This is a genomic window from Brevibacterium sp. GP-SGM9, assembly GCF_047300845.1.
In the GTDB taxonomy this organism is placed as follows: Bacteria; Actinomycetota; Actinomycetes; order Actinomycetales; family Brevibacteriaceae; genus Brevibacterium.
Map to the genome: position 1 here is coordinate 1,743,534 of NZ_CP178563.1, position 22,477 is coordinate 1,766,010.

The 22,477-nt window shown below is 64.0% G+C and carries 21 protein-coding genes; 14 read left to right on the forward strand and 7 right to left on the reverse strand.

Going from position 1 to position 22,477, the window contains the following annotated elements:
• Window positions 1–35 precede the first annotated feature (35 nt).
• From ACH82I_RS07975 to ACH82I_RS07995, 5 genes are all read left to right on the forward strand, one after another.
• Complete coding sequence (locus tag ACH82I_RS07975) at window positions 36–170, forward strand: hypothetical protein (protein ID WP_269067505.1); 135 nt, start codon at window positions 36–38, stop codon at window positions 168–170.
• 128 nt (window positions 171–298) lie between these two features.
• The gene (locus ACH82I_RS07980; protein ID WP_230748151.1) at window positions 299–970 is read left to right on the forward strand and encodes a TetR/AcrR family transcriptional regulator; all 672 of its coding nucleotides are present in this window, start codon (window positions 299–301) and stop codon (window positions 968–970) included.
• A 78-nt stretch (window positions 971–1,048) separates the two neighbouring features.
• Entirely contained in the window at window positions 1,049–2,101 is a 1,053-nt protein-coding gene (locus ACH82I_RS07985) for an acyl-CoA dehydrogenase family protein (RefSeq protein WP_230748153.1), read from the forward strand.
• On the forward strand, window positions 2,098–3,513 hold the full coding sequence (locus ACH82I_RS07990; RefSeq protein ID WP_230748155.1) for a PIG-L family deacetylase: 1,416 nt from the start codon (window positions 2,098–2,100) through the stop codon (window positions 3,511–3,513). Before ACH82I_RS07985 ends, ACH82I_RS07990 begins: the two co-directional genes overlap by 4 nt.
• On the forward strand, window positions 3,510–4,259 hold the full coding sequence (locus ACH82I_RS07995) for a glycosyltransferase (protein ID WP_230748156.1): 750 nt from the start codon (window positions 3,510–3,512) through the stop codon (window positions 4,257–4,259). The genes ACH82I_RS07990 and ACH82I_RS07995 overlap by 4 nt, the downstream gene beginning before the upstream one ends.
• A gap of 60 nt (window positions 4,260–4,319) precedes the next feature.
• Here ACH82I_RS07995 and ACH82I_RS08000 read toward each other — a convergent pair whose 3' ends face one another.
• The gene (locus tag ACH82I_RS08000) at window positions 4,320–5,396 is read right to left on the reverse strand and encodes an NADH:flavin oxidoreductase/NADH oxidase (RefSeq protein ID WP_230748157.1); all 1,077 of its coding nucleotides are present in this window, start codon (window positions 5,394–5,396) and stop codon (window positions 4,320–4,322) included.
• A 182-nt stretch (window positions 5,397–5,578) separates the two neighbouring features.
• Here ACH82I_RS08000 and ACH82I_RS08005 point away from each other — a divergent pair, with 182 nt between their 5' ends.
• Entirely contained in the window at window positions 5,579–5,890 is a 312-nt protein-coding gene (locus tag ACH82I_RS08005; protein WP_413336572.1) for an ArsR/SmtB family transcription factor, read from the forward strand.
• An 87-nt stretch (window positions 5,891–5,977) separates the two neighbouring features.
• On the opposite strand, the gene ACH82I_RS08010 is transcribed toward ACH82I_RS08005, so the two are convergent.
• Genes ACH82I_RS08010 through ACH82I_RS08020 form a run of 3 tightly spaced genes read right to left on the reverse strand, consistent with a single transcriptional unit; the run spans window position 5,978 to window position 8,506 of the window.
• Window positions 5,978–6,439: a DUF3151 domain-containing protein gene (locus ACH82I_RS08010; RefSeq protein ID WP_230748163.1), complete on the reverse strand. Its 462-nt coding sequence runs from the start codon at window positions 6,437–6,439 to the stop codon at window positions 5,978–5,980.
• A 43-nt stretch (window positions 6,440–6,482) separates the two neighbouring features.
• Complete coding sequence (locus ACH82I_RS08015; RefSeq protein WP_230748165.1) at window positions 6,483–7,430, reverse strand: hypothetical protein; 948 nt, start codon at window positions 7,428–7,430, stop codon at window positions 6,483–6,485.
• Complete coding sequence (locus ACH82I_RS08020) at window positions 7,427–8,506, reverse strand: glycosyltransferase family 2 protein (RefSeq protein ID WP_230748167.1); 1,080 nt, start codon at window positions 8,504–8,506, stop codon at window positions 7,427–7,429. Before ACH82I_RS08020 ends, ACH82I_RS08015 begins: the two co-directional genes overlap by 4 nt.
• A 179-nt stretch (window positions 8,507–8,685) precedes the next feature.
• Here ACH82I_RS08020 and ACH82I_RS08025 point away from each other — a divergent pair, with 179 nt between their 5' ends.
• The 4 genes from ACH82I_RS08025 to ACH82I_RS08040 all read left to right on the forward strand — a co-directional run bounded on the left by ACH82I_RS08025 (window position 8,686) and on the right by ACH82I_RS08040 (window position 12,445).
• Window positions 8,686–9,876 (forward strand): ATP-binding protein, encoded by a 1,191-nt coding sequence (locus ACH82I_RS08025; protein WP_230748169.1) that lies wholly within the window; start codon window positions 8,686–8,688, stop codon window positions 9,874–9,876.
• A gap of 220 nt (window positions 9,877–10,096) precedes the next feature.
• Window positions 10,097–10,567 (forward strand): MarR family winged helix-turn-helix transcriptional regulator, encoded by a 471-nt coding sequence (locus ACH82I_RS08030; protein ID WP_284934808.1) that lies wholly within the window; start codon window positions 10,097–10,099, stop codon window positions 10,565–10,567.
• 81 nt (window positions 10,568–10,648) lie between these two features.
• Entirely contained in the window at window positions 10,649–11,071 is a 423-nt protein-coding gene (locus ACH82I_RS08035) for an organic hydroperoxide resistance protein (RefSeq protein WP_413336573.1), read from the forward strand.
• Between the two features lie 267 nt (window positions 11,072–11,338).
• Complete coding sequence (locus ACH82I_RS08040; protein WP_230748175.1) at window positions 11,339–12,445, forward strand: SPFH domain-containing protein; 1,107 nt, start codon at window positions 11,339–11,341, stop codon at window positions 12,443–12,445.
• Between the two features lie 167 nt (window positions 12,446–12,612).
• Here the strand turns inward: ACH82I_RS08040 and ACH82I_RS08045 are convergent, their stop codons facing one another.
• Window positions 12,613–13,818, reverse strand: coding sequence for an NADP-dependent malic enzyme (locus tag ACH82I_RS08045; protein WP_230748177.1), 1,206 nt, complete (start codon window positions 13,816–13,818; stop codon window positions 12,613–12,615).
• Between the two features lie 384 nt (window positions 13,819–14,202).
• Complete coding sequence (locus ACH82I_RS08050) at window positions 14,203–14,793, reverse strand: TetR/AcrR family transcriptional regulator (protein ID WP_230748179.1); 591 nt, start codon at window positions 14,791–14,793, stop codon at window positions 14,203–14,205.
• Between the two features lie 88 nt (window positions 14,794–14,881).
• Here ACH82I_RS08050 and ACH82I_RS08055 point away from each other — a divergent pair, with 88 nt between their 5' ends.
• The 3 genes from ACH82I_RS08055 (at window position 14,882) to ACH82I_RS08065 (ending at window position 16,965) form a co-directional block, all read left to right on the forward strand.
• A complete protein-coding gene (locus tag ACH82I_RS08055; protein ID WP_230748180.1) occupies window positions 14,882–15,619 on the forward strand; it encodes an SDR family oxidoreductase in 738 nt (245 codons plus the stop codon).
• Window positions 15,620–15,687: 68 nt separating this feature from the next.
• On the forward strand, window positions 15,688–16,209 hold the full coding sequence (locus ACH82I_RS08060; RefSeq protein WP_230748182.1) for a TetR/AcrR family transcriptional regulator: 522 nt from the start codon (window positions 15,688–15,690) through the stop codon (window positions 16,207–16,209).
• Between the two features lie 84 nt (window positions 16,210–16,293).
• Complete coding sequence (locus ACH82I_RS08065) at window positions 16,294–16,965, forward strand: NAD(P)H-dependent oxidoreductase (protein WP_230748183.1); 672 nt, start codon at window positions 16,294–16,296, stop codon at window positions 16,963–16,965.
• A gap of 86 nt (window positions 16,966–17,051) precedes the next feature.
• On the opposite strand, the gene ACH82I_RS08070 is transcribed toward ACH82I_RS08065, so the two are convergent.
• On the reverse strand, window positions 17,052–20,195 hold the full coding sequence (locus ACH82I_RS08070; RefSeq protein WP_230748185.1) for a SpaA isopeptide-forming pilin-related protein: 3,144 nt from the start codon (window positions 20,193–20,195) through the stop codon (window positions 17,052–17,054).
• A 446-nt stretch (window positions 20,196–20,641) separates the two neighbouring features.
• Here ACH82I_RS08070 and ACH82I_RS08075 point away from each other — a divergent pair, with 446 nt between their 5' ends.
• The gene (locus ACH82I_RS08075; RefSeq protein ID WP_413336574.1) at window positions 20,642–22,465 is read left to right on the forward strand and encodes a sigma-70 family RNA polymerase sigma factor; all 1,824 of its coding nucleotides are present in this window, start codon (window positions 20,642–20,644) and stop codon (window positions 22,463–22,465) included.
• Window positions 22,466–22,477: the final 12 nt, after the last annotated feature.

Here is a 22,477-nt window from a genome sequence, read left to right on the forward strand (position 1 = left end):
AACTGATAAGATCGATTACGTTGTAAACTCCTTAAATGACAGTAGCGCATGTTCCGGTGACCGTTGTTCTCGGCAGCTCCGCGTTCACTTACGCAGAAGGGCATCACTGCATGGGTCTCATCCCCAACCTCAGCCTCGGCTTTACCGTCGGCCACACGCATCCTGCATAGGCCCGACCCCATCGTCTGACTGACGGCAGCGAACCGAATCTGCTCCCCCGACGGACGATTCACTACGATGGGGTCAGAGATATCTGCAGCATGCGAGCGTCTGCCGATCAGAATCGTGAGGGGATTTCATGGCACGGGGGCACCTGAACCGACGAGACATCGTTCTGGCAGCGATTGCCTACATCGACACATACGGAGTCCAGGCATTGACGATGAGACGCCTGGGCTCTTCGCTCGGAGTGGAGGCAATGGCCCTGTATCGGCACGTTCCCGGTCGGGAAGAACTCATTTCTGCAGCAGTCAGCGAACTCATCGACGACCTCTTCGACGACGATCTCATGCAGGAGACGCCAACGTCGTGGGAGGGCTACCTCCAGTCCGTCGCCAATGCCACCCGGAAGCTTGCGCTCGGTCACCCACGGATATTTCCCCTGATGATCACCCAACCGCCTGAGGCTCCCTGGCTGCGGCCGCCGTTGCGCAGCATCCGGTGGGTCGATCACTTCCTGTCCTCCCTCAAGAGCTACGGCTTCACCGACTCCCACGCCGTCGACGCCTACAAGGCCTTCACCAGTTTTCTGCTCGGCAACCTGCTCCTCCAGGTCTCGGCACTCGGCGTCAACGCGGTGCCTGTGTCCGAGGGCGAGGGCGACCACCATGGCGATGAGATCGAAGACCTCGACGACTATCCGATCGTCAAGCAGCTCCGGGGCAGACTCTCTGCAGATCATTCCGATCGCGAGTTCGATGACGGACTCGACGATCTCATCGAACGTCTGCGGACCGCGATGAACACTTAACCTGCAGCCAGGAGTCCCAACGTCGTCGGCTCCCGGTTCCGAACACTACTCATTCGTCTCCCAGAAGGATGTGCCACCTTGCCAACGACCGTCGCTCACCTCGTCGACACACCGCTGACTCCCTGGCTGGTCGGTCCCGACGAGCAGGATGACGAGTTGAGTACCCTCGTCAGGGGTGACGCCGACGCACCGAAGACGATCATCGCTCTGCAGCGATTCTTCGAGCTGAGCGGCCGTTCCACACAGCGTCATCAGTGGGAATCCCTGGTGCGGGTCGCCTCGCTCGATCTTGCCGTCGCGCGCATGCTCGAACCCCACGTCGACGCGCTCGGCATCCTCGCCGAGGCCGGGATACAGGCCCCGGATCCGCACTCGACCTGGGGTGTGTACGCAGCAGAGGCACCCGGAAAGCAGCTCGCGATCACCGAGGGCAACGGCGGCATTCTCATCGACGGGGAGAAGGCCTGGTGCTCCCTGGCCGCGGAACTCAGCCACGCCATCGTCACCGTGCGCCACGGCGAATCTGCGCAGGCGGTCGCCGTGCGACTCGATCATCCGGGTGTTCGCCCGGAACCGGCCGCGTGGCCGAGTCTGGGGCTGCGTGAGATTCCGAGCTCAGGTGTGGTCTTCGACCAGGTACCTGCCGAGGCGGTCGGTCCTCCTGGCTGGTATCTGGAGCGGCCGTCCTTCGCCTGGGGTGGGATACGTGTCGCCGCCTGCTGGTTCGGAGGGGCGCTGGCACTGGCGAGAGGAGCCGCGCGCCGGCAGTTGGCTCGCAGTGGTCCGACGCCGCTGGGCGATATGGCACTGGGCTGTCTCGACGCGGAGATCTTCACCGTCCGGAGCATCCTCTCTCACGCCGCTGCCGCCGCAGACAGCTCCGCCGACACTGGCGATTACACACGGGCGCAGGCCTGGACTCTGGCTCTGCGCGTCCGCAATGTCGTCTATCGCAGCTGTCAGCGCATCCAGCAGCAGAGCCGGGAGCTCGCCGGTCCGGCGGCGCTGACCGGTGACGCCTCATTCGCGAAAGCTGATGCCGATCTCACCGTCTACCTCAGCCAGCACCACGGTCCGCGAGACGAAGAGTCTTTGGGCGCAGATATCGCCGAAGAGGCCGCCCGCCGATGAGCTTCGACCACCTGGATGCGGGCACCCCGGAAGACGCTTGGCGTCAGGCCGGAGTCCTCGACCTGCCCCTGGTGTCAGCAGACATCGTCGCCGGTAAGGGCACCGTCCTCATCCTTGCCGCCCATCCCGACGACGAAGCGCTGGGTGCCGCAGCCGTCGTGGCCTCGGCCCGCGACCGGGAGACAGATGTCTCCGTCCTACTCTTCACCGCCGGAGAGAAGTCGCATCCGCACTCCTCGACGCATTCGACCAAGCAGCTCGGGCGGATCCGTCTCCAAGAGTTCGATTCCGCGTTGAGTTTGCTCAACCCGGCGGCGACGAGCCGCTGCCTCGAGTTCCCGGATACCGAACTGCCCGTCCACTCCGAGCAGGTGCTCAACGAAGTTCTCGCCGAGATTGCGGCCTCGCGCCGTCCGGTCACCATCGTCGCTCCGTTTCATAACGACGGGCATGGCGATCACGACACCCTCGGCAGCGCCGCATTGGAAGCCGGACGGCGCAGCGGATCCCTCGTACTCGAGTATCCGATCTGGTATTGGCATTGGGCCACAACCGACGATGCGCGGTGGCGGCAGTGGACGTTTCTGCCCGATCCCGCCGGGCTCGACCGGCACGAGGTCTGCGAGCACTATCGCTCGCAGACGCAACCGCTCTCGGACCATCCAGGCGACGAGCCGGTGCTCGATGCGGGGCACCTCGACCATCACCAGCGGGGCGGAGACATCCTCGCGGTCACTGACTTCAGAGTAGCCTCGGCGAGTGGGGACGCGGATGGGGTCGATCGTTCGACGGAGACTGCCCCCAACGATGCCCGGACGGCCGCCGCTGTCTTCGATGCCGTCCATGCCGACCGGGACGATCCGTGGTCGGTCACCGACTCTGCATACGAGCGCGCCAAACGCGACATGCTCCTGGGTCATCTGCCGCAGGATCACTACTCCCACGTCCTCGAGCTCGGGTGTTCGATCGGCGTTCTCAGCCGCAAGCTGGCGGAGCACGCTCGCTGGGTCACTGCGGTCGATGCGAGCCGGAAGGCCTTGGACCGCGCAGGGCAGCAGGTGCCGGAGGGGTCGGGCATCCGCTTCGTCCACGGCACGATCCCCTTCGAGTGGCCGGCGGGCAGCTTCGACTGCGTCGTGCTCTCGGAGACGGGATTCTATCTCTCCCGGCATCAGCTGCACCGGACTCTGCAGCGTATCGACGCCTGCACCGCGCCGCGTTTCACCCTGGTCCTCTGTCACCTGCGGGGCGAGATCGAGGACTGGCCGCTCGACGCAGATGAGGTCCATGACAGCTGCCTGAGCTTCTGGCCGCATCGGCGCATCGAATTCCATCACGATGCCCGGTATCGCCTCGACATCGTCACGGTCACGAAGACCTCGGAGCCCGACGAATCGATCGGTGACTGGTGATCGGGGAGATCGCGGTCATCGTCCCCGCGCGTGACGAAGAGGACGAAATCATCGGCTGCATTGAGGCCATCCTGGCCTCCTTCGCCCGCCTGGAGGACTGCGCACGCCGCATCCGGCAGAGAGTGATCGTGGTCGCGGATGCCTGCACCGATTCCACTGCGGAGGCGGTCGCCGGGTTGGCAGCGGTGCACCCGTCCATCGAGCTGCTCAGCACCACGTTCGCCAATGTCGGCAGGGCTCGCAATGCCGCCGGTGACCACGTCCTCTCATCGATTGGCAGGCAGGTGCCCTCCGACCAGGTGGCAACTGCTCCGGAGGAAGTCTGGCTGGCGTTCACCGATGCCGACAGCAGAGTTCCTGAGCACTGGATCTCTACCCATCTCGAGCACGCCGAGGCGGATGCCGACTGCCTGGTCGGCACCGTTGCCCCGCGGGTCGGGACCGGGCCCGCGGACCTCCTCGCCCGGTGGCATGACGCGCACGAGCTCCGCGATGACCATCCCTATGTCTTCGGGGCGAATCTGGGTCTGCGCGGATCCCTCTTCACAAGGATCGGAGGCGTCCCACCGCTGGCCTGCGGTGAGGATGCCGCGATCGTCACTGCGGTGCTCGAGGCCGGCGGTCAGGTACGTCGGACCGATGCCGGTCGAGTGCTCACCTCGGCGAGGCTGACCAGCCGCACGACGCGCGGTTTCAGCGCCTACCTGCAGAGACTGGTGGAGCCCACCGACGCCGGCATCGGCTGACGCTGGGCCGATGCCGTCGCCGGCCCACAGTGAGACGACTCCAGCACCGGCCCCGCAGGCCTACTTGTAGGCCCGCTGGTACTGCGCCGGGGTGTAGTCGATCTCGTGACGAAGGGCCGCTGCAGCGCGGATGGCGAAGTTCGGATCGCGCAGGGATTCGCGGCCTAGGAGAACGACATCGGCCTGGCCCGTCGCCAGGATGTGCTCGGCTTGGAAGGGCTCGGTGATCAGCCCGACGGCGGCGGTCGGAATGTCGGCGCGCTCGCGGATTCCGGCGGAGAAATTCGTCTGGTAGCCAGGACCGACCGGGATCTGAGCCAGAACGTTGCCGCCGGTGGAGACGTCGACGAGGTCGACGCCATGGGCCTTCAGCCATACGGACAGTTCCGCCGTCTCGGACAGACTCAGACCATCGTCCGTCCAGTCCGTTGCGGAGAGCCGCACGAGCACGGGCACGCTCTCACCGACCTCGGCGCGAGTGGCATCGACGACCTCAAGGAGGAAGCGTGACCGGTTCTCCAGGGTGCCTCCGTAGGCGTCGGTGCGGGTGTTGCTCAGAGGCGAGAGGAATTCGTGGAGTAGATAGCCGTGTGCGGCGTGGATCTCCACGAAGTCGAACCCGGCCTGGATCGACCTGCGCGTCGAGGCGGCGAAGGCGGCCACGATCTCGGCGATCTCCGCTTCGGTGAGCTCACGCGGAGCTTCCAGCCCGGGGAAGGCCTGTGCTGAGGGAGCCACGGTCCGCCAACCGCCCTCACCTTCTGGCAGGCTGCCCTCGTGCTCGGTGCCCCATTCGGGATAGGTCGAGGCCTTGCGGCCGGCATGGGCGAGCTGGATTCCTGCCGCAGCCCCCTGGGAGTGCATGAAATCGACGACCGGAATGAGAGCGTCGCGCTGTTCGTCATTCCACAGGCCGAGGTCCTGGGCGGAGATACGAGCCTCCGGCGTGACACCGGTGGCTTCGACGATGATCGCACCGGCGCCGCCTCTGGCGAGCCCACCGTAGTGGACGACGTGCCATGGGGTCGCCGTACCGTCCTGGTGTTCGGCCGAATACTGGCACATCGGCGGCACCCAGATCCGGTTGCGGAATGTCACGCCTCGCAGGGTGAGCGGCTCGAACAGCAAATGGGACATAAGACCCCTCGGTCGTCGGTGGTGGTCTCGAGCCGCACATGGCTGACCCGATCCCAAGTACGGGTATTCTCGTACTTCGATATTTACCGTACTACCAAAAGCCCCGTATAATCAAAAGTCCGTGAACGCGCATGACGAAGGGGTGAACGATGCGGACTCTCAAGCATCCTGAGCGAGCGGACATGCGGCTCGACACCGTGCTCGCCGCGCTTGCCGACCCGATTCGTCGGCATATCGCCTGCCGCCTGAATGAGAACCACCACGACCATGCCTGCGTGACATTCGAGCTTCCGGTATCCAAGTCGACGGCGACCTATCACTTTCGGACGCTGCGCGAGGCCGGCGTCATCCGCCAGGAGTATCAGGGCACGTCGATCATGAACTCACTGCGCAAGGAGGATCTCGACGCTCGCTTCCCGGGACTCCTCGATGCCGTTTTCGCCGCCCAACGCATCGAGGGCGGGACGGCCGTGAATACCCCGGCCGCGGGTTAGACAAAAGCGCCGCCGACGCCTTGGCAGTCAAGGCATCGGCGGCGAACAAGCTCCCGGATTCGTAAGCGCGGGCGGTGGGCGGCGGCTCTACTCCCCCGCGCCGATCGCGTCGAGCGCGACCGGATCGGAGGACCGCAGGAAGTCTTCGATGCGTGCGGCCTCTTCGCCTTCTCCTATCGCCCCAGAAGCCCGACCGAGGGCATAGAGGGCGCGGAGGAATCCGCGGTTGGTCTCGTGCGACCACGGGATCGGTCCGGCGCCGCGCCATCCGGCGGCGCGCAGGGCGTCGAGTCCGCGGTGGTAGCCGACGCGAGCATAGGCGTAGGAGTCGACGAGGCGGCCCTCCTGGTGCGCCTCATTCGCGAGGATCGCCCAGGCCAGGGAGGAGGCCGGCAGCGCGGCGGCGACGTCGAGTGCTTCCTCGCCCGCATCGAGGCGAGTCTTCGCCTCGACATCCGGGTGGTCGTCCGGCAGGTAGGTCGGTTGCGGGCCGAGCTGTCCGGCGTCGAGGTTGCCGATGTGCGATGGGTTGCCGATGGGCTGTGTCATGGCGTCTCCTTCTCTGTTTGTCTGGTCAGTCCGACGTGTCTGGTCAGTCCGTCTTCACGTCGGAGGGCTGAATGCTGTACGGGTTGGTGCTCAGGGCACCGAAGACGTCCTCCTTGGCCAGTTGGCCGAGCTGCTTCTCGTCCTTGACTCCGATGGCCCAGACCTTGAGCCCCGAATCGGTCCAGGCGCTCACGTCGTCCGCGGCAACGGCGACCATGCCGTAGCCCTGCGACTGCAGGTCCTCGGCTGAGGTGCTCGTGTAATCACCGGTGAACATGACCGCGATGCCGGCCTGGACGGCGGCCTTGGCCACCTCGGGATCCTCGGTCCGCACGATCGTCGCTTCCTCGGCCTTCGCCTCGATGATGGTGTCCACCGCGGGGCGGGCCACCTCGGCGGAATCGATGGCGGGCATGAGGACAGTGTCCCCGCCGAGATCATCGACGAGCTGATCCCAGGTGATCGGATCGCCCGGAGAAGTGTCCTTGCGCGGCGGATTGATCGTCTGGTCGAGGAAAGTAGAGCGGTCCAGGGAGGCGAGGTCGTCATCGAGGCCCATGGCCTTCTTCGCGCCTTCGGGATCGGCGGCGATGATCGTTCCGTCGCTCAGTGCGGTCAGCGTCGGTGCCGGCAGGTAGCCGAACTTCACGTTCTCGGTAAAGGCGAGCTTCGAGTTCGCGGGGTAGACCTCGGAACCTCCGTCGAGGGCGGCGACGGCGGGCCGCTCGAGCGAGTCGACGGTGAGCTGGTCTTTGCTGCCGAAGATATTGAAGGCAAGCACGGCGAGGATGGCGATGACGACGATACCGCCGGCCCACAGGGGTGCGTTGAATTTCTTCGGCTCGGGGCGCTCGGGCATGGGGATCCGCTCGTTGTCGAGCGGTTCCGGCTGTTCCGGCGAGGGCTGATTCGGCGAGGATTGTGCAGGCGTCTCCGCCCGTTGCGTCCTGTCGTTCCGATTGCCCGGGTTCCTGCGCTTCTTCGCGCTCATCGACTGCCGTCCTTCGTCGCTCCGGCGCCGGTGACCAGGCCCTTGAGGAAGCCGGCGCCCCAGCTGAGGTGCATGGTGGGCAGGATGATGCCGAACCAGAAGCGTTCGCGTCGCCCGCAGTCCTTGGCCGCCGAAGCGGTCGCGAGGATGCCGGCGATGTAGCCGAAGCTCGGGACGTGGATGAGGGAGGTGAAGCGGCGGAGGAACTTCGGCCAGGTCTTCGTCGTTCCGCTCAGCTGCAGCAGCGTTTCGATGACGGCCGCGGACATGCCCAGCACGAGCAGCGGTGGGGCGAAGTAGCGCAGGGAGTTCTTCGAACCGTAGCGGCGGATGAGTTCGGCTCGCCAGATTCCGGTGGCCCAGAACTGCTGGGAGATCTTCGACCACGAGGCGCGCGGCCAGTAGGTGACCTCCATGTCGGGGTTGAACCAGATCCGTCCGCCCGCGGTGCGGATGCGCAGGTTGAGTTCCCAGTCCTGACCGCGTTTGATGCCTTCATCGAACCCGCCGAGGTGGTCGAAGACTTCGCGTCGGTAGACGCCGAGGTAGGCAGACTCGGCTTCTCCGGCTTCGTCGCCGGAGTGATAGGCGGGACCGCCCAGGCCGACGGGCGACATGTAGGCCCGGGCAACGGCCTTCTGGAACGAGGTCCGGCCGCGGGCGAGCATGAGCCCGCCGCAGTTGGCCGCCTTGGTCTCTCGGAGGGTGTCGATGGCCTGACGGGTGTATTCGGCGCCCAGTCCCGAGTGGGCGTCGACGCGGATGATCACCGGGTGGTGGGTGGCGGCGATCGCGAGGTTGAGTCCGATCGGAGTGGCTGCTTCCGGGTTGTCCACGGTCTGGATCCGCGGATCCTTCGCTGCCATGTCGGCGATGATGCGGTTCGTGTCGTCCGTCGAAGGCCCGAGCGCGAGGACGACTTCCTTGTCCCCGTCGCAGTCCTGAGCGAGGATCGTCGTGATCGCGTGGACGATGTGCTCGGCTTCGTTGAGCACCGGCATGATGTAGGAGACGCCGGGCATCTCCTGCAGGGGCGGCAGGCCCTCGGGGGTCAGGATTTCGAGAACGTTCGACACGCCATCAATCTTTCCATACGCGCGCGAGCTCGGTCTTGAGGGGGCGCACAGGTGAGAAGACCACGCACGTGAAGCCTTCCACCTGCCAGTTATTGAAAAGTTGAGCCGCGGTGGCCCGTACCCAAATGCTAGAGTAAATAAAATAAATAACGTTTTGGTCGGGGAGTCAAGGAGGAGCAATGGCCCAAGGAGCGGAAAGTGGACCGAGCCCGTTCACTCCAGGCTACAGTAAGCCCCCTCTAGTCTTCGGGGGCCACGAAAATGAGCTTCATGAGATCACCGCCGTATTCGAAACTCTAGATTTCGGTGAGAATGATTCCTTGCTGATCTCCGGTCTACGTGGTTCCGGTAAGACATCGATGCTTTCACGACTCCAGGATGCGGCTCGGCGGTCAGGCTGGATCGTACTCTCGGACGATGCCAGCAAGGGTCTCATGACACGGATCACCGAGTCATCAATTCCTCGTGAGATAAACCGCCTGACTCCTGCAACTCGAATGAGATTAAGCAGCGTCGGACTATGGAACTTCTCGGCATCCTTCGAATTTGTCGATCGAAGTCGGGCAGTGAAGCCACTACTTCGCGACGACCTCATTGCCCTATCGTCCGCCTTGGGCGGAGACGCAGGCATCCTCATCACCGTCGATGAAGTCTCATCCGGAAAAGTCCGCCTCCGAGAGCTATCCCGATTCGCTCTCGAAATCGCACACGCGAAAGAGGAAGGCGCGAATATCATGATCGCCTTCGCCGGAATCAAGGTGGATCTAGATGAATTGGTGAAGAACGATCACACGACTTTCATCCGTCGCTCCCGCGACCTCGACTTCCGCCGACTCACTCCCCGCGAGACGGCTCATGTACTCGAAGAAACTGCCCGCATCGCGGGCCGTTCGATTGAGTTTGACGCACTACAGCTCCTGATACGAGTAGCGCAGGGGTACCCATATTTGATCCAGCTCGCGGGAGACTATGCATGGAGAAATTCACCGGACTCGCCGGCCATTTCACTCGCTGATGCACAAGTTGCGCACGATAAGGCAATCAAATCCGTCCAGAAACGTGTAATCAGCAGAGTGTACGAGGATCTGTCCGAACGCGATAGAGACTTCGTCAACGCAATGGCCCTCGATGAAGGCGGCCGTAGCAAGATGTCAGATATAGCTGACCGCATGGGTACCTACGGTCAGTATGTGCAGATCTACAAGAACAGACTCATCGACAGCGGTTACGTTCAGCCTGATGGACGAGGATACGTCGCCTTCTCCCTTCCCTATCTGGGGGATTACATCAGATCAATGGACCCCCAGGGGCCAGACGGCGACGAATTTCGCGACGGCTGGAGTGCCTTCCCTCCGCCACCCAGCACGTAGAATATCGCGGCGCTCACGACGTGAGTCTTGCCGAGAATGGCGATGAGTCAGCTGGCAATCCTCGCATTCCAAGCGAAATGCCTCCGGCTTTCAACGAGCGCCAACCCGCACGGTCAGCTCTGCACTACCCATCCCTGGACAGATGAACATCAGAGATTCCATGTCGACTAGGAGTTTATTTTAGTTGTGTGCAATTAAATTGTGTGCAATCATTATGGACATGAACCCGCTCGAACTGGACCGGCAGCTGTGCTTCGCACTGTACTCGGCCTCGCGTGCCATGACCGCGACGTACCGAGGCCTGCTGAAACAGCTCGGCATCACGTATCCGCAGTACCTGGTGATGCTCGTCTTGTGGGAACAGAACCGGGAAGCGGAGGGCATCACGGTCAAGGACCTCGGTACGCGTCTGCAGCTCGATTCGGGAACGCTCTCCCCTCTGCTCTCCCGCCTCGAGACTCTCGGCTATGTGAGCAGAGAACGCTCCGCCGAGGACTCCCGTCAGGTCTTTGTCCGAACCACGGCCGAGGGTATCGCCGCTCGCGCCCATGCCGAATGCGTCCCACAGGAACTCGGTGAACTCATGCAGATCGACCCCGGCGACCTCGCCGAACTCGTCGACACCCTCCACTCGCTCACCGACCGACTCCGCGGCACCGACGAAGCCACCGCGGCCGCCACCGGGACCTGACCGAGTCGAGCACCACAGAACGACATCCTGACCACACAGACTCTCAACTGACCACAGGCACCACCGATGAAAGGACACATTATGAAGGCCATCTACACCGCTGAGGCACTCGCCACCGGAGAAGGACGCGACGGACACGGTCGCACGAGCGACGGAAAGGTCGACGTCGACCTCGCCACCCCCACAGAGATGGGCGGGTCCGGCGAAGGCACCAACCCAGAGCAGCTCTTCGCCGTCGGCTACGCCGCCTGCTTCCACTCGGCGCTGCGCCTCGTCGCCCGCAGGGCCAAAGCCAATGTCGATGACTCCACGGTCGGCGCTCAGGTCGGGATCGGCGACAACGGCGAAGGCGGCTTCCAGCTGGCCGTCACGCTGGAGGTCACCCTCCCCCACCTCGGCGCCGACGAAGCCCAGGAGCTCGCCAACCGAGCCCATGAGGTCTGCCCGTATTCCAATGCCACCCGCGGCAACATCGATGTGACGATCACCGTCACCGACGACTGACCGCAGGAAGCACAGGTCGCCGCGCGCGGCGATCAAGGGGCGCCGGGAGCACAGACTCCCGGCGCCCCTTCTCGTCATCTTCGATCAGCGTCCGCGGCACTCGAGCCCGCCAGGCTGTCGATCAGTCGACCACATTATTGCGCCGGCGCGGCCACGGTCGTCTAACGATTCGCCTCGTCAGTGGCATCTCGTTCACCACAACATCTAGGGTGGAGAACAACCAGGATTGTGTGAAACCGCGATCGCCATCAGTCGAACGGAAACACCATGGAAATCTTCACCGGCAGCGTCATCGTCATTGTCGTCGTCATCCTCATCCTCGCCGTCCTGCTCTTCGGCAAGTTGAGAACCAGCATGTTCTTCACGGTCAAGACCCAAGAGAACGTCATCGTCGAGAAGTTCGGAAAGTTCCAGCGGGTCGCAAAACCGGGCCTCAACTTCAAGATGCCGCTGATCGAAACCACCAGCAAGCCGATCTCCCTGCGAGTCCAGCAGCTCGAGGTCAACATCGAGTCGAAGACGAAGGACAATGTCTTCGTCACGGTTCCTGTCGCCGTCCAGTACGTCGTCGAAGAGGACAACGTCCCCGACGCCTACTACCGCCTGGCCAACTCGGAGGAGCAGATCCGCTCCTACGTCTTCGACACCGTCCGCTCCGCACTCTCCGGACTGACTCTCGACACCGCCTTCGAGTCCAAGGACGACATCGCCGAGAACGTCGAGGGCCGGCTCTCTGAATCGATGAAGCGCTACGGCTTCAAGATCGTGAGCAGCCTGGTCACGGACATCACCCCGGACCCGAAGGTCCGCGATTCGATGAACTCGATCAACGCCGCCCAGCGTGACCGCGTCGCCGCCCAGTCTCTGGCCGAGGCCGACAAGATCAAGCGCGTCACCCAGGCTCAGGCCGAGTCCGAGGCGATGCGCCTGCACGGTGAGGGTGTGGCCGCGCAGCGCAAGGCGATCGCCACCGGCATCGCCGAGCAGTACGCGAAGCTGCAGGAGGTCGGCATCGACAAGACCGCCGAACAGCTTCTGATGATGACCCAGTACTTCGACACGATGCAGAACGTCGCCCAGGAGGGCCGGTCGAACGTGCTGTTCATGCCCTCGAACCCGGGCGGGCTCGGCGAGATGGGTCAGGAGATCAGGAACGCCCTGTTCGCGGCCAATGCCTCCGAAGACGGCGCGCACAACACCACGCCGCGCGGCATCCGGGACTCCACTTCCCACCGCTCCGGCGCCCCGGAGCAGGGACAGCAGACACAGAACTACCCGCAGCGACCCGCCCAGGATCCGCGGACCCTGGGGCAGTACGCGCCCGGGCACACCGGCAATGGCCCGCAGGACGGATCCTCCGCAGAGGACTCCTGACCCGCGAATGATCCGCGGATAGCCCGCGGAGCACTCCGCACACAGAGATGGGCCGGTCCCGAGTCGTCATGACACGGGACCGGCCCATCTCTTGCCTCAACGGCCGAGCCTCTCAGGTCGGTGGCCGGAACGGCACCTGCAGCGCCGACCCCGACCCGAAACCAACCTCAGCCGCGCGCAACTCCCGCGGCATTGGCTACGGCTTCGACCGCCTCGGCGACGGCCGGGGCCACCCGAGCATCGAGGGCACCGGGGACCACATAGTCAGGCGCCAGATCGTCACCGACGAGGTCGGCGATCGCCCGCGCGGCCGCCAGCTTCATGTCATCGGTGATGTCGGTGGCACCGGCGTCGAGAGCCCCGCGGAAGATTCCGGGGAACGCGAGGACGTTGTTGATCTGGTTCGGGAAGTCGCTGCGCCCGGTGGCCACGACCGTGGCGTACTTCGAGGCGATGTCCGGGGTGATCTCCGGGTTCGGATTCGACAGGGCGAAGACCACCGCGTCATCGGCCATCTGCGGCAGGTGCTTCTCATCGATCGTGCCGCCGGAGACGCCGATGAACACATCAGCGTCGGCCAGGGCGGTATCGATCCCGCCGGAGACCGCTCGCGGGTTCGTGTTCGCAGCCAGCCATTCCTTCGTCGGCGTGAGATCTCCGCGACCGGATTCGATGATGCCCTTGGAGTCGAGGACGACGACGTCGCTGACGCCCGCGTCGCCGAGGATCTTCGCCACTGCCACCCCAGCGGCCCCTGCCCCGGAGAGCACGACCTTGATGGAGTCGAAGGACTTGTTCACAACGCGCAGGGCGTTGGTCAGTGCAGCGAGGACGACGACGGCGGTGCCGTGCTGGTCATCGTGCATCACCGGAATGTCGAGGGCTTCCTTGACGCGGTCCTCGATCTCGAAGCAGCGCGGTGCCGAGATGTCCTCGAGGTTGACCGCGCCGAACGTCGGCGCCATGCGCACGATGGTCTCGACGATCTCATCGGTGTCGTTCGTGTCGAGGACGACCGGGATGGCGTTGAGGCCGCTGAAGCTCTTGAACAGGGCGCACTTGCCCTCCATCACGGGCAGCGAGGCCTTGGCCCCGATATCGCCGAGGCCGAGCACGGCCGATCCGTCGGAGATGACGGCGACGAGGCGACCGGTCCACGTGTGGGTGCGGGCCAGTTCCGGCTCGTCCTTGATGGCGGTGCACACCTTTGCCACACCCGGGGTGTAGGCGATCGAGAGGTCGCGCTGGGTCTCGAGCGGTCGGAGGAGCTCGGCGGAGAGCTTGCCGCCCTCATGGCCGGCGAAGATCTCATCGTCGGAGATCGGCGGCAGCGGGTTCCGAGTCGTCGTTGAAGTGTCGGTCGTTGTCGTCATGTTCAATCCTCGTGGTCGTGTGACAGCCGACTTCTCGCCGAGGCTGTCGACAGTGTTCGTCTAACCGCGGTGCCGTACCACGGGGCATATCTGGCAGCGGTCGAGTCGAAGTGCAGTCACCGCAAGGATGGTCCGGTGACGTCTGCGCAGTGCGTGGATCGCATCCTTTGTGAAGGAATCGGCGATGGCGCGCAGGGCACGCGGCAACCGGCATGGGGCGAGGTTTCGGGCCCCATGGGTCGCGTTGTGCAACTCGGCCAGCATAGCCGAAGACCTGCGGAAGGTCATTCGAAATCCATGCCCGCACCGAGGTTTCCCGCCGTCCCTGCGGCATGTTCGGCAGACCTTTGCACAGAGGCGAATGGGTGTCGCCCGATGAGGGGTTCAGCCCGCGGCGCGCAGCGAGTAGGTCACCAGCCGGTCGATGTTGAGGTCCTTAAGCGGCACCTTGAGGATGAGGAGTCGGTGGTAGCAGGCTCCCCACATCTGGTCGACCATGAGGTCGAGGTCCGCCTCGGCGCCCAGCTGACCGGTTCGCTGGGCGGTCTGCAGACGCTGCCTGGCCAGCTCTCGCCTGGGGAGGGCGTAGGTGCGACTCCACGCCTCGGCCACCTTGGGGTCGATCTGGGCGGTGCCGATGAGCTCGGTGATCGGTCTGCCGCGTTTCTCGTCCGAGACGAGGTCGACGAATGCGGTGAGCTGAGCGACGAGATCGGCATGCAGGTCGCCGGTGTCCGGGAATTCGAGCATGGGCTCGCTGCTGGCGAAGTAGGCCTCGGCAGCGATCGCACCGGGCGAGGGCCACCACCGGTAAAGCGTGGTCTTGCTCGCTCCGGACTCCTTCGCGATCCTCTCGAAGGTGACGGCCCGCATTCCCCCGTTGAGGAGCAGTCGTGCGGTCGCGTTCAGCACTTCGGATCGAACCTCGGCCGAGGGTCGACGGCCGCGGCCCTTCCTCTGCTCTGGTGCTCCCACGAGTACCCCTCCTTTTATGAACACATCGTACATTAAAGTGCTAAGCTCGCTTATGAACGTAACGTTCATATCTATCGCAGGAGAGATCATGACCACCACCCACAATCGCGTTGCCATCATCACCGGCGGCTCCGGAGGGATCGGGCGAGCCGCTGCCGAACGCCTCGCCGCGGACGGTCTCGCCGTCGTCGTCCACTACGCCGGCGGCAGAGATCGCGCCGACGAGACCGTCGCGGGCATCGTCTCGAGCGGCGGCCGAGCCATTGCCGCCGGAGGCGACGTCGCCGACGAGACCGCCATGGCCGCACTGTTCGACCTCGCCGAGGACGAGTTCGGCGGCGTGGATGTGTTGGTGCACGCGGCGGGCATCATGCCCCTGTCACCGATCGCGCAGCTGGATCTCGAGGTCTTCGATCAGGTGCAGCGCACCAATGTCCGCGGCACGTTCGTCGTCGATCAGCTGGCGGCGCAGCGAATGCGCGAGGGCGGGGCGATCATCAATGTCTCGACATCGGTCACGCGCCTGCAGATCCCCGACTACGGCGCATATGCAGCATCGAAGGGCGCAGTCGAGGCGATCACGATGATCCTCGCCCGTGAGCTCAAGGGACGCGACATCACGGTCAACGCCGTCGCTCCCGGCCCGACCGCCACTCCCCTGTTCTTCGAGGGGAAGACTCAGGAGCAGATCGACGGCATCGCCTCGGCGAATCCCATGGAGCGCTTGGGTACACCCGATGACATCGCCGAGGTGGTCGCGTTCCTCGCCGGCCCCGCGCGCTGGATCAACGGCCAGACCCTCTACGCCAACGGTGGTGCCGCGTGACCACCTTAGAACCGAGGTGACAGCACGGCCCGCTTGTCGGTGTAAAACGTTCGTTGTACCCTGATTGCATGAAAGCTTCCGCAGAGCCGAGAACACAGATCATCGCAGGCGCTGAACGCGTCTTCGACCTCCACGGCTTCGCCAACTCAGGAATGGATACCCTGACCGCGGCCGCAGGGGTCTCTTCGCGCACCCTTTACAAGCACCTGGGCAGCAAGACTGGCCTGACGGTGGCTGTTCTTGAGGCCAGAATGTCGCGCTTCTTCGACCGCTGCCAAGTCGACAGCGTCGACGAGCTGTTCGCGCGACTCGAGGACTGGGTCCGCGCCGAGGGTTCGCGCGGCTGCCTGTTCCTCCGCGCTCAGGGCGAGGCCGGAGGGAACCCGGCCATCGCCGAGGTGGTCACTCAATACCGAGCGCGCCTGCAGGCCATGATCGCCGGCATCGTCTCGGACCCCGCTCTCGCGGTCAAGGTGCTCATCCTCGTCGAGGGTGCGACCGCGGCGGCATCGTATCTCGGCCCCGAGGCGGTCACCTCGGCGAGAGCCGGCGCCCTCTCACTCCTCGACCACGTCCGCGATGGCCATTGAGCGGCCATCAGGCCGTCGCGAGAGTCCACGCCCACCGAACGCCGCGTCACCCCAACTGCCGCCACTCCCAACCGGAGGATTTCCATGCGCCTGCTCACTATCTTCGCCCATCCGATCCGCACGAGCTATCCGGGCCGGGTAATGGAGGCTTTCCACGAACCCTTCGAGTCCGACGGTCATATGATCGACGTCCTCGATCTTCACGCAGAGGGCTTCGACCCGCGGTTCACCGGGGCCGACCACGCCCACTTCTGGGGTGGCGAGATCCCGGCGGGCATTGCTGAGGCGCACCGCCGTGTCGAGGCGGCAGACCGCCTGGCTTTCGTATTCCCTGTCTACTGGTGGTCGATGCCCGCGGTGATGAAGGGCTGGATCGATCGTGTCTTCACCGGCGGCTGGGCCTACCAGTACGGCGCGGGGGTCGAGGATCGGGGGACGCAGCCCCTGAACGGCCTCCTCCCCCGCGTGCCGACGAGCCTGATCGGCGTCGGCGGTTCCTCGCAGCGAACCTATGACAGGTATCGCTACATCGAGGCGATGCGCACTCAGATCGACGTCGGCGTCTTCGCCTACTGCGGGATCAAGGACGTCGAGTCCCACTTCATCTTCGACATCGAAGCGCCGGGCAATACGGACGCTCGCCAGGTCGGCCTTGAGCGAGCTCGAACGATCGGTCAAGAATTCATGTCTCCACATCGGCGAGTTCGGGACGCGAAAAATGAACACTTCGAGGTGAGGCTCGACCGGGCCCGTTGAACTGACGGAGACGAGCGGCGGGGTCGGAGCCTTCGCTCCGACCCCGCCGCTTCGGCGTTCGGCTCAGTGAACGAACCGAATCAACTTCAGTGCCTGCCCGCCTGGGCGCGATAGCGGCGAGTCGCGAAGACGACCGCAGCACCACCGGCAATGAGCAAGGCTGCGAAGCCAGCCATCGTCAGGGCGCCGTCAACACCCGTCCGCGGCAGGTCCCCGCCATTGCTGCTGCCCGAGGCATTCGTGCTCGAACCAGCCGAAGCGTTCGCAGAGCTACCGGCGTCGGCCGACGAACCGCTGTCCGAAGAGCTACCGGCGTTGGCCGAAGCCGCCTGGTCCGAATCCGCGGAGGCCGAGGCCTGATCCGCGTCGTCGGAGGCGGAGGCGTTGGCCTCGTCGCCGTCGGCCGAGGCATTCGCCTCTGCACCTTCAGCGGCGGCATCCGCTTGAGCACCGTCGGCAGTTGCCGTGGCGGATGCTTCCGAAGAGGAATCAGCCGTCGACGCTGCCGATGCCGCGGCACCTGCATCGGCATTGGCTGCTGCCGATGCCTGGGCGTTGGCAGCATCCGTGTTGTCGGCGTTGGCGGCGGCGTTAGCTGCCTGCTGTGCCGAGGCGTTGGTCTCATCCGTTGCGTCTGCCGAAGTCTCCGAGGAGGCCTCTTCATTCGCGGCGGATTCTGCTGCTGCTTCGGCGTTCTCGTCAGCTGCTGCTGATGCCGTGTTGTTGGCATCTTCATCAGCGGCTGCCTGAGCTGCTGCCTGCGCGGCGGGGTTGCCGTCATCGTCAGCATCGGCCGTGGCCGAAGCCGAAGCCGAAGCTGAGGCGTTCGCATTCGCCGCTGTGTCATTGCTGGCATCCGACACCGTGGAATCATCGGCATCAGCAGCTGCTGAGGCAGATGCCTCCGACGAGGAGTCCGCGGTCGCGGCGGTGCTGGCTGCAGCTGCCGCATTGGCATCGGCCGCTGCCGAGTTGTCAGCGTTGGCGGCGTCGGTGTTGTCGGCGTTGGCGGCGGCGTTGGCTGCCTGCTGTGCCGAGGCGTTGGTCTCATCCGTGGCGTCTGCCGAGGTCTCCGAGGAGGCTTCTTCGTTCGCGGCGGATTCGGCTGCTGCTTCGGCGTTCTCATTCGCTGCTGCTGATGCCGTGTTGTTGGCATCTTCGTCAGCGGCTGCCTGAGCGGCTGCCTGAGCGGCGGGGTTGCCGTCATCGTCAGCATTCGCCGATGCCGATGCCGAAGCCGCAGCGTTGACGTTGGCATCCGCGTCGTCGGCGGCTGCCGCGTCTGGATCAGCTGCCGCGTCTGGATCGGCTGCTGCATTTGCAGCGGCGTTCTCCGAGGCGGTGGCCGAGGAGTCAGCGTTTGAGGCTACGGATGCGGCTGCTGCCGGGTTGGCATCGGCCGCGGCGGAGGCTTCAGCGTTGGTGTCATCCGTGTTGTTCGCATTCGCGGCTGCCTGCGATGCTGCCGTCGACGAAGCGTTCTCGTCGGTAGTCGCATCGGTTGACGCCTCCGAGGAAGCATCCTCGGTGGCTGCAGCCTCGGCTGCGGCCACGGCATTCTCGTCCGCGGCGGCAGACGCAGTGCTTGTGGCATCCTCATTCGCGGCTATTTGAGCAGAAGCCTGTGCGGCAGGGTTGCTGTCGTCATCGGCATTCGACGACGCCGACGCGGACGCCGAGGCATTGACGTTATCATCGGCTTCGGCGTCATCAGCAGCGGTTGCTCCGGCATTGTCCGTGGCTGATGCTTCGTCATCAGACGATGAGTCTGTCTCCGCGGTCGTGTCGGTAGACGCATCATTGTCTGCTTCAACGTCCACATTGCCTGATTCGTCCTTCTTGTTGACAACGTCAACGAACGAACCTTCAAGCCCCTCGCCGTTGATCGTCACCGTCTGGGTGTCCTCGGAAAGCACATAGCCATCCGGGGCAGCCGTCTCTTTGATTGTGTAGTCACCCCACGCCAGATCTGTCACTTCGAACTGGCCATCCGCATCATTGACATCGAGCTCGCCGTTGTCCGATACGACGAAGTCCTGACCATCTGGTCCTGTCAGCGTGAACTCGGCCCCAGCAAGTTCGTTTCCGTTCTCATCGACCTTCTTCCAAGCCAATGAACCTGGGTTCCGTTCGTTCACCAGCTGGCAAGCGACGATCTCATCAGTTCCGACCGTTTCAGTCAGTTTGAAACCATCGCCGATGTTCTCAGTTCCGATCTCTTTGCCGTCGACGGTGCAGATCGCATTCTTACCGGATTGCTGCTGGAGACGGTATCCTGCCTGCTGGACCTCGGTGGCTTGTACGCCTTCGGCCGGAGTCTTCAAGCGAAAGCTCACTGTTCCATCAGGGTTGGTGACCTTTTCGGTCCCGTCTGTCGAGTCCGGCGATGCAATCGTCCAGCCCTCTCCCCGAAAAACATCAGTTTCGGTTCCATGCTGGCCTGCACCCGGGTCGATGAGCTTAGTGACATTAAGAGTGCCCTGGCAGCTTTTAGTCGCGATTTCACGCAGCTGGTCGGCCAATTGCGAGTAGTCGGAGACCACGTAGTAGTCATCGCCCTCAGTTTGGCCGGAGACGAGTTTGATGTTGTCCTCGTTGATGGCGCTTCCCACACCGAGGCCGACGACTTTCGAACCTTGAGATTTCAAAGAATTCGCGGATTCGACGGCAGTGTCAATGTCGATCTGATCGGTGCGTGTGCCGCGATCACTATTGCCCGGGTCGGTTCCCGGCACCCCATAGGCGGTGGGCTTTCCATCGGTCACGAAGAGAACGAGGTCGTGATTCGTCCCGTCGAGTTGCCCGAGTCCCCGGTCCCAGTTCGTGCCACCTGAGTTGCTGGGCACACGCCGAATGGCATCGATTTCCTCACTCAGCGAATCGACCGACTCCGAAGTCGCAACGGATCTGCTGGGAATCGGTGAGTTCGTGCCGTCGGGGCCGAAAGTGGCGAAGGTATTCACCGAGACACGGCTCGGTGTGCCGTTCAGGCCCTTAGCCACGGCTTTGGCCGCCGCCTTTGAGTTCGCGACATCTTCATCTGTCAACGAGTTCGATAGGTCGAGCACGATGCCGATGTCAAGGCCGCACGCTTCTGAGAGGCTCGGATTGGGCAAGGGAGCCACCGCCGCATGTGCAGGCGCGGCACCGAGAAATGCGAATGAGGCGAGCATGGAAGTCGCCAGAGCCGCGGCTGCCGGCGCCTTCAGCAATCGACGCAGTGAGGTCATTGGGATACTCCTTTGGGTGCGGCAGCACCAGCGCGCATGCGGCCGCGGTTCGGTTCGAAGGTGGCCCTGCAGTCACGTGATTATGCAGGGCCACCCAAGGGGGTGAGTCCGAGACTCCGAGGGGTTACCGAGAGGCATACGTGCGCTGCCGACTCGATCACGGAGGGACCACAGTGGTGGGCCTTCCATAGACTCAGACCCAGCAGTGCTCGAATTCGTTCGCGAGAATCAGAAAATTCTTCAGCCGATCCTCTTCAGGTCTGCGAGCCTCGACGTCATGCGGGGAGTCCACCTGCCTCACAATCGCTTTGAAGGGAGAACAACCGATGCGGTAGAATTTCACCACCTCCCCATCCTCCCCTCGAGCAGTTCCCCGACGATCACAGTTGAGGTACCCGTTATGCCTGTCCCCTCGGCCCGTTTAGCACTCATGCCCCGAGACGTCGATGTCTGAGGCCCGGTCGACGACAGACAGCGGCGATCACTCGCCCTTTGGTCTGCCACGGTCGAGATCTGAGCGCGACGATGCGGAACTGTGCTCGGAGATTCGCCGTCACAGTCCCGACTCGGCCACCGGCCGTGCAGCATTCGGCGAACTCTATGCCAGACATCGTGCTCCGGCACTGCACTTCGCCCTGCGTCTCAATCGAGATCGCAGCCGCGCGGAAGACGCAGTCTCAGAGGCCTTTGCGAAGTTGTGGCGAGCCTGGACCAATGGAAGAGGGCCGGATACTGCATTCAAGCCCTACCTCATGGCGGCAGTTCGATCTGAGTCGTACAGGCGCAGCGCCACGAACCGCGCCACTGCGGCGGTGGAGCCTGACGTCCTGACCTTTCTCGCGGGACACGAGCCGGGCAATCACGCCGATGAGGTAGCGGAACGAGATCAGCTGGCCAAAGCGTTCAAAGCGCTTCCGCAAGGATGGCAGAAAGCCATCACAATGATCGACATCGACGGTACGGCCACATCCTCTGCGGCCGACTCGATGAACCTATCAGTGAACTCGTTCAGCTCACTGCTTCGGCGTGCGCGCGAAGGCCTGCGCGTCTCCTATCTTCAGCAGCACGTTGAGCCTTCCCGACCTGAGTGCTCCGAATACACTTCGGAGTTCGCCCGGTATGTCCGCGGCCAACTCAGCTCCAAACGCACTGTCGCCATCAATGAACACCTCCGCGATTGCAGTTCGTGCCGCCTGCAGACTTTCCGACTCCGGAGCATCAACTCGACGTTCCAGGCCTGGATCACGCCTGCCGCCGTCGCCGCAGCTCTTATCGAGTTCGGTCGAGTTGAGGAAGGGGCGACCTTCCTGCTCCAGAGCACTGCCGACTCTGCAGAGCAATCCCAGTCTGCCGTGGGTCAGCCCCCTGCGCAGACCGCTGGTGAGCAATCGCTGAGCACGTCCGCGGGGAGTGCGAGCAGCGGTGTGGGTGGAACTGCTACCGTCTTCGGTTCCACCCTCGCACTAAAGGCCACTATCGCCGGCCTGGCCGCAGCTGCGGCCATAGCCGCCGGTACGATCACCGTCATCAATGTCCAGGGTGGTTCCGGTCAACCTCCCGCTTCGGCCCAGGAACAGTCGACGACACGGGCGCTGGAGCAGCCATCCGCACCGACCGAAGGCACGTCACCCGATGCCGCTCCGAGCGGCGCAGCGCAGATCCCTTCCGATTCGCCGAGCACCCACGACCAGCAAAAAGTCGAGGTGCCTGCGCCGTCACCGGCTCGCGAGACTGCACCGGAGGACGATTCCGCCGAGCCAAGGACCGCAGAAGATGATGTTGCAGAATCTGCGCCCGAGGAAGAGGTCGAGGAAGAAGTCGAATCCTCGACACCAAGCAACGAAGGCGATCTGACCGAAGAGTCGGAGGAACCGACACCAGCTGGTCCGAGGCCGACTCGGGCTCCTGCGCCTTCGGCGACGGCCGGGCCAGAGTCCGAGACATCTGCCGAAGCCTCCGGCGAAGCCGACGTCGATTCGGGAACTGCAGCGAATCCGAGCGAAGAAGCCGAAGCTGCGTCCGAGGCGAACGGGGGCCGCGATCAGGACACCGACCCGACCACAAGCGACTCCGCGGCAAATGACTCGTCATCCTCCGAGCAGGCCGATACAGACGGCACAGATGCCGCTGCCGACAACGAGGGACAAGCCGGTGCGGCTGCTGATTCCGACGACGCCGACGGATCACATGCTGAGGACGGCACCGCCGCTAGCGATGACGATGACGGCTGGCATTGCCACGACTACGGTTGGTGGCAATACTGTCACTGATTTCTCCCATTG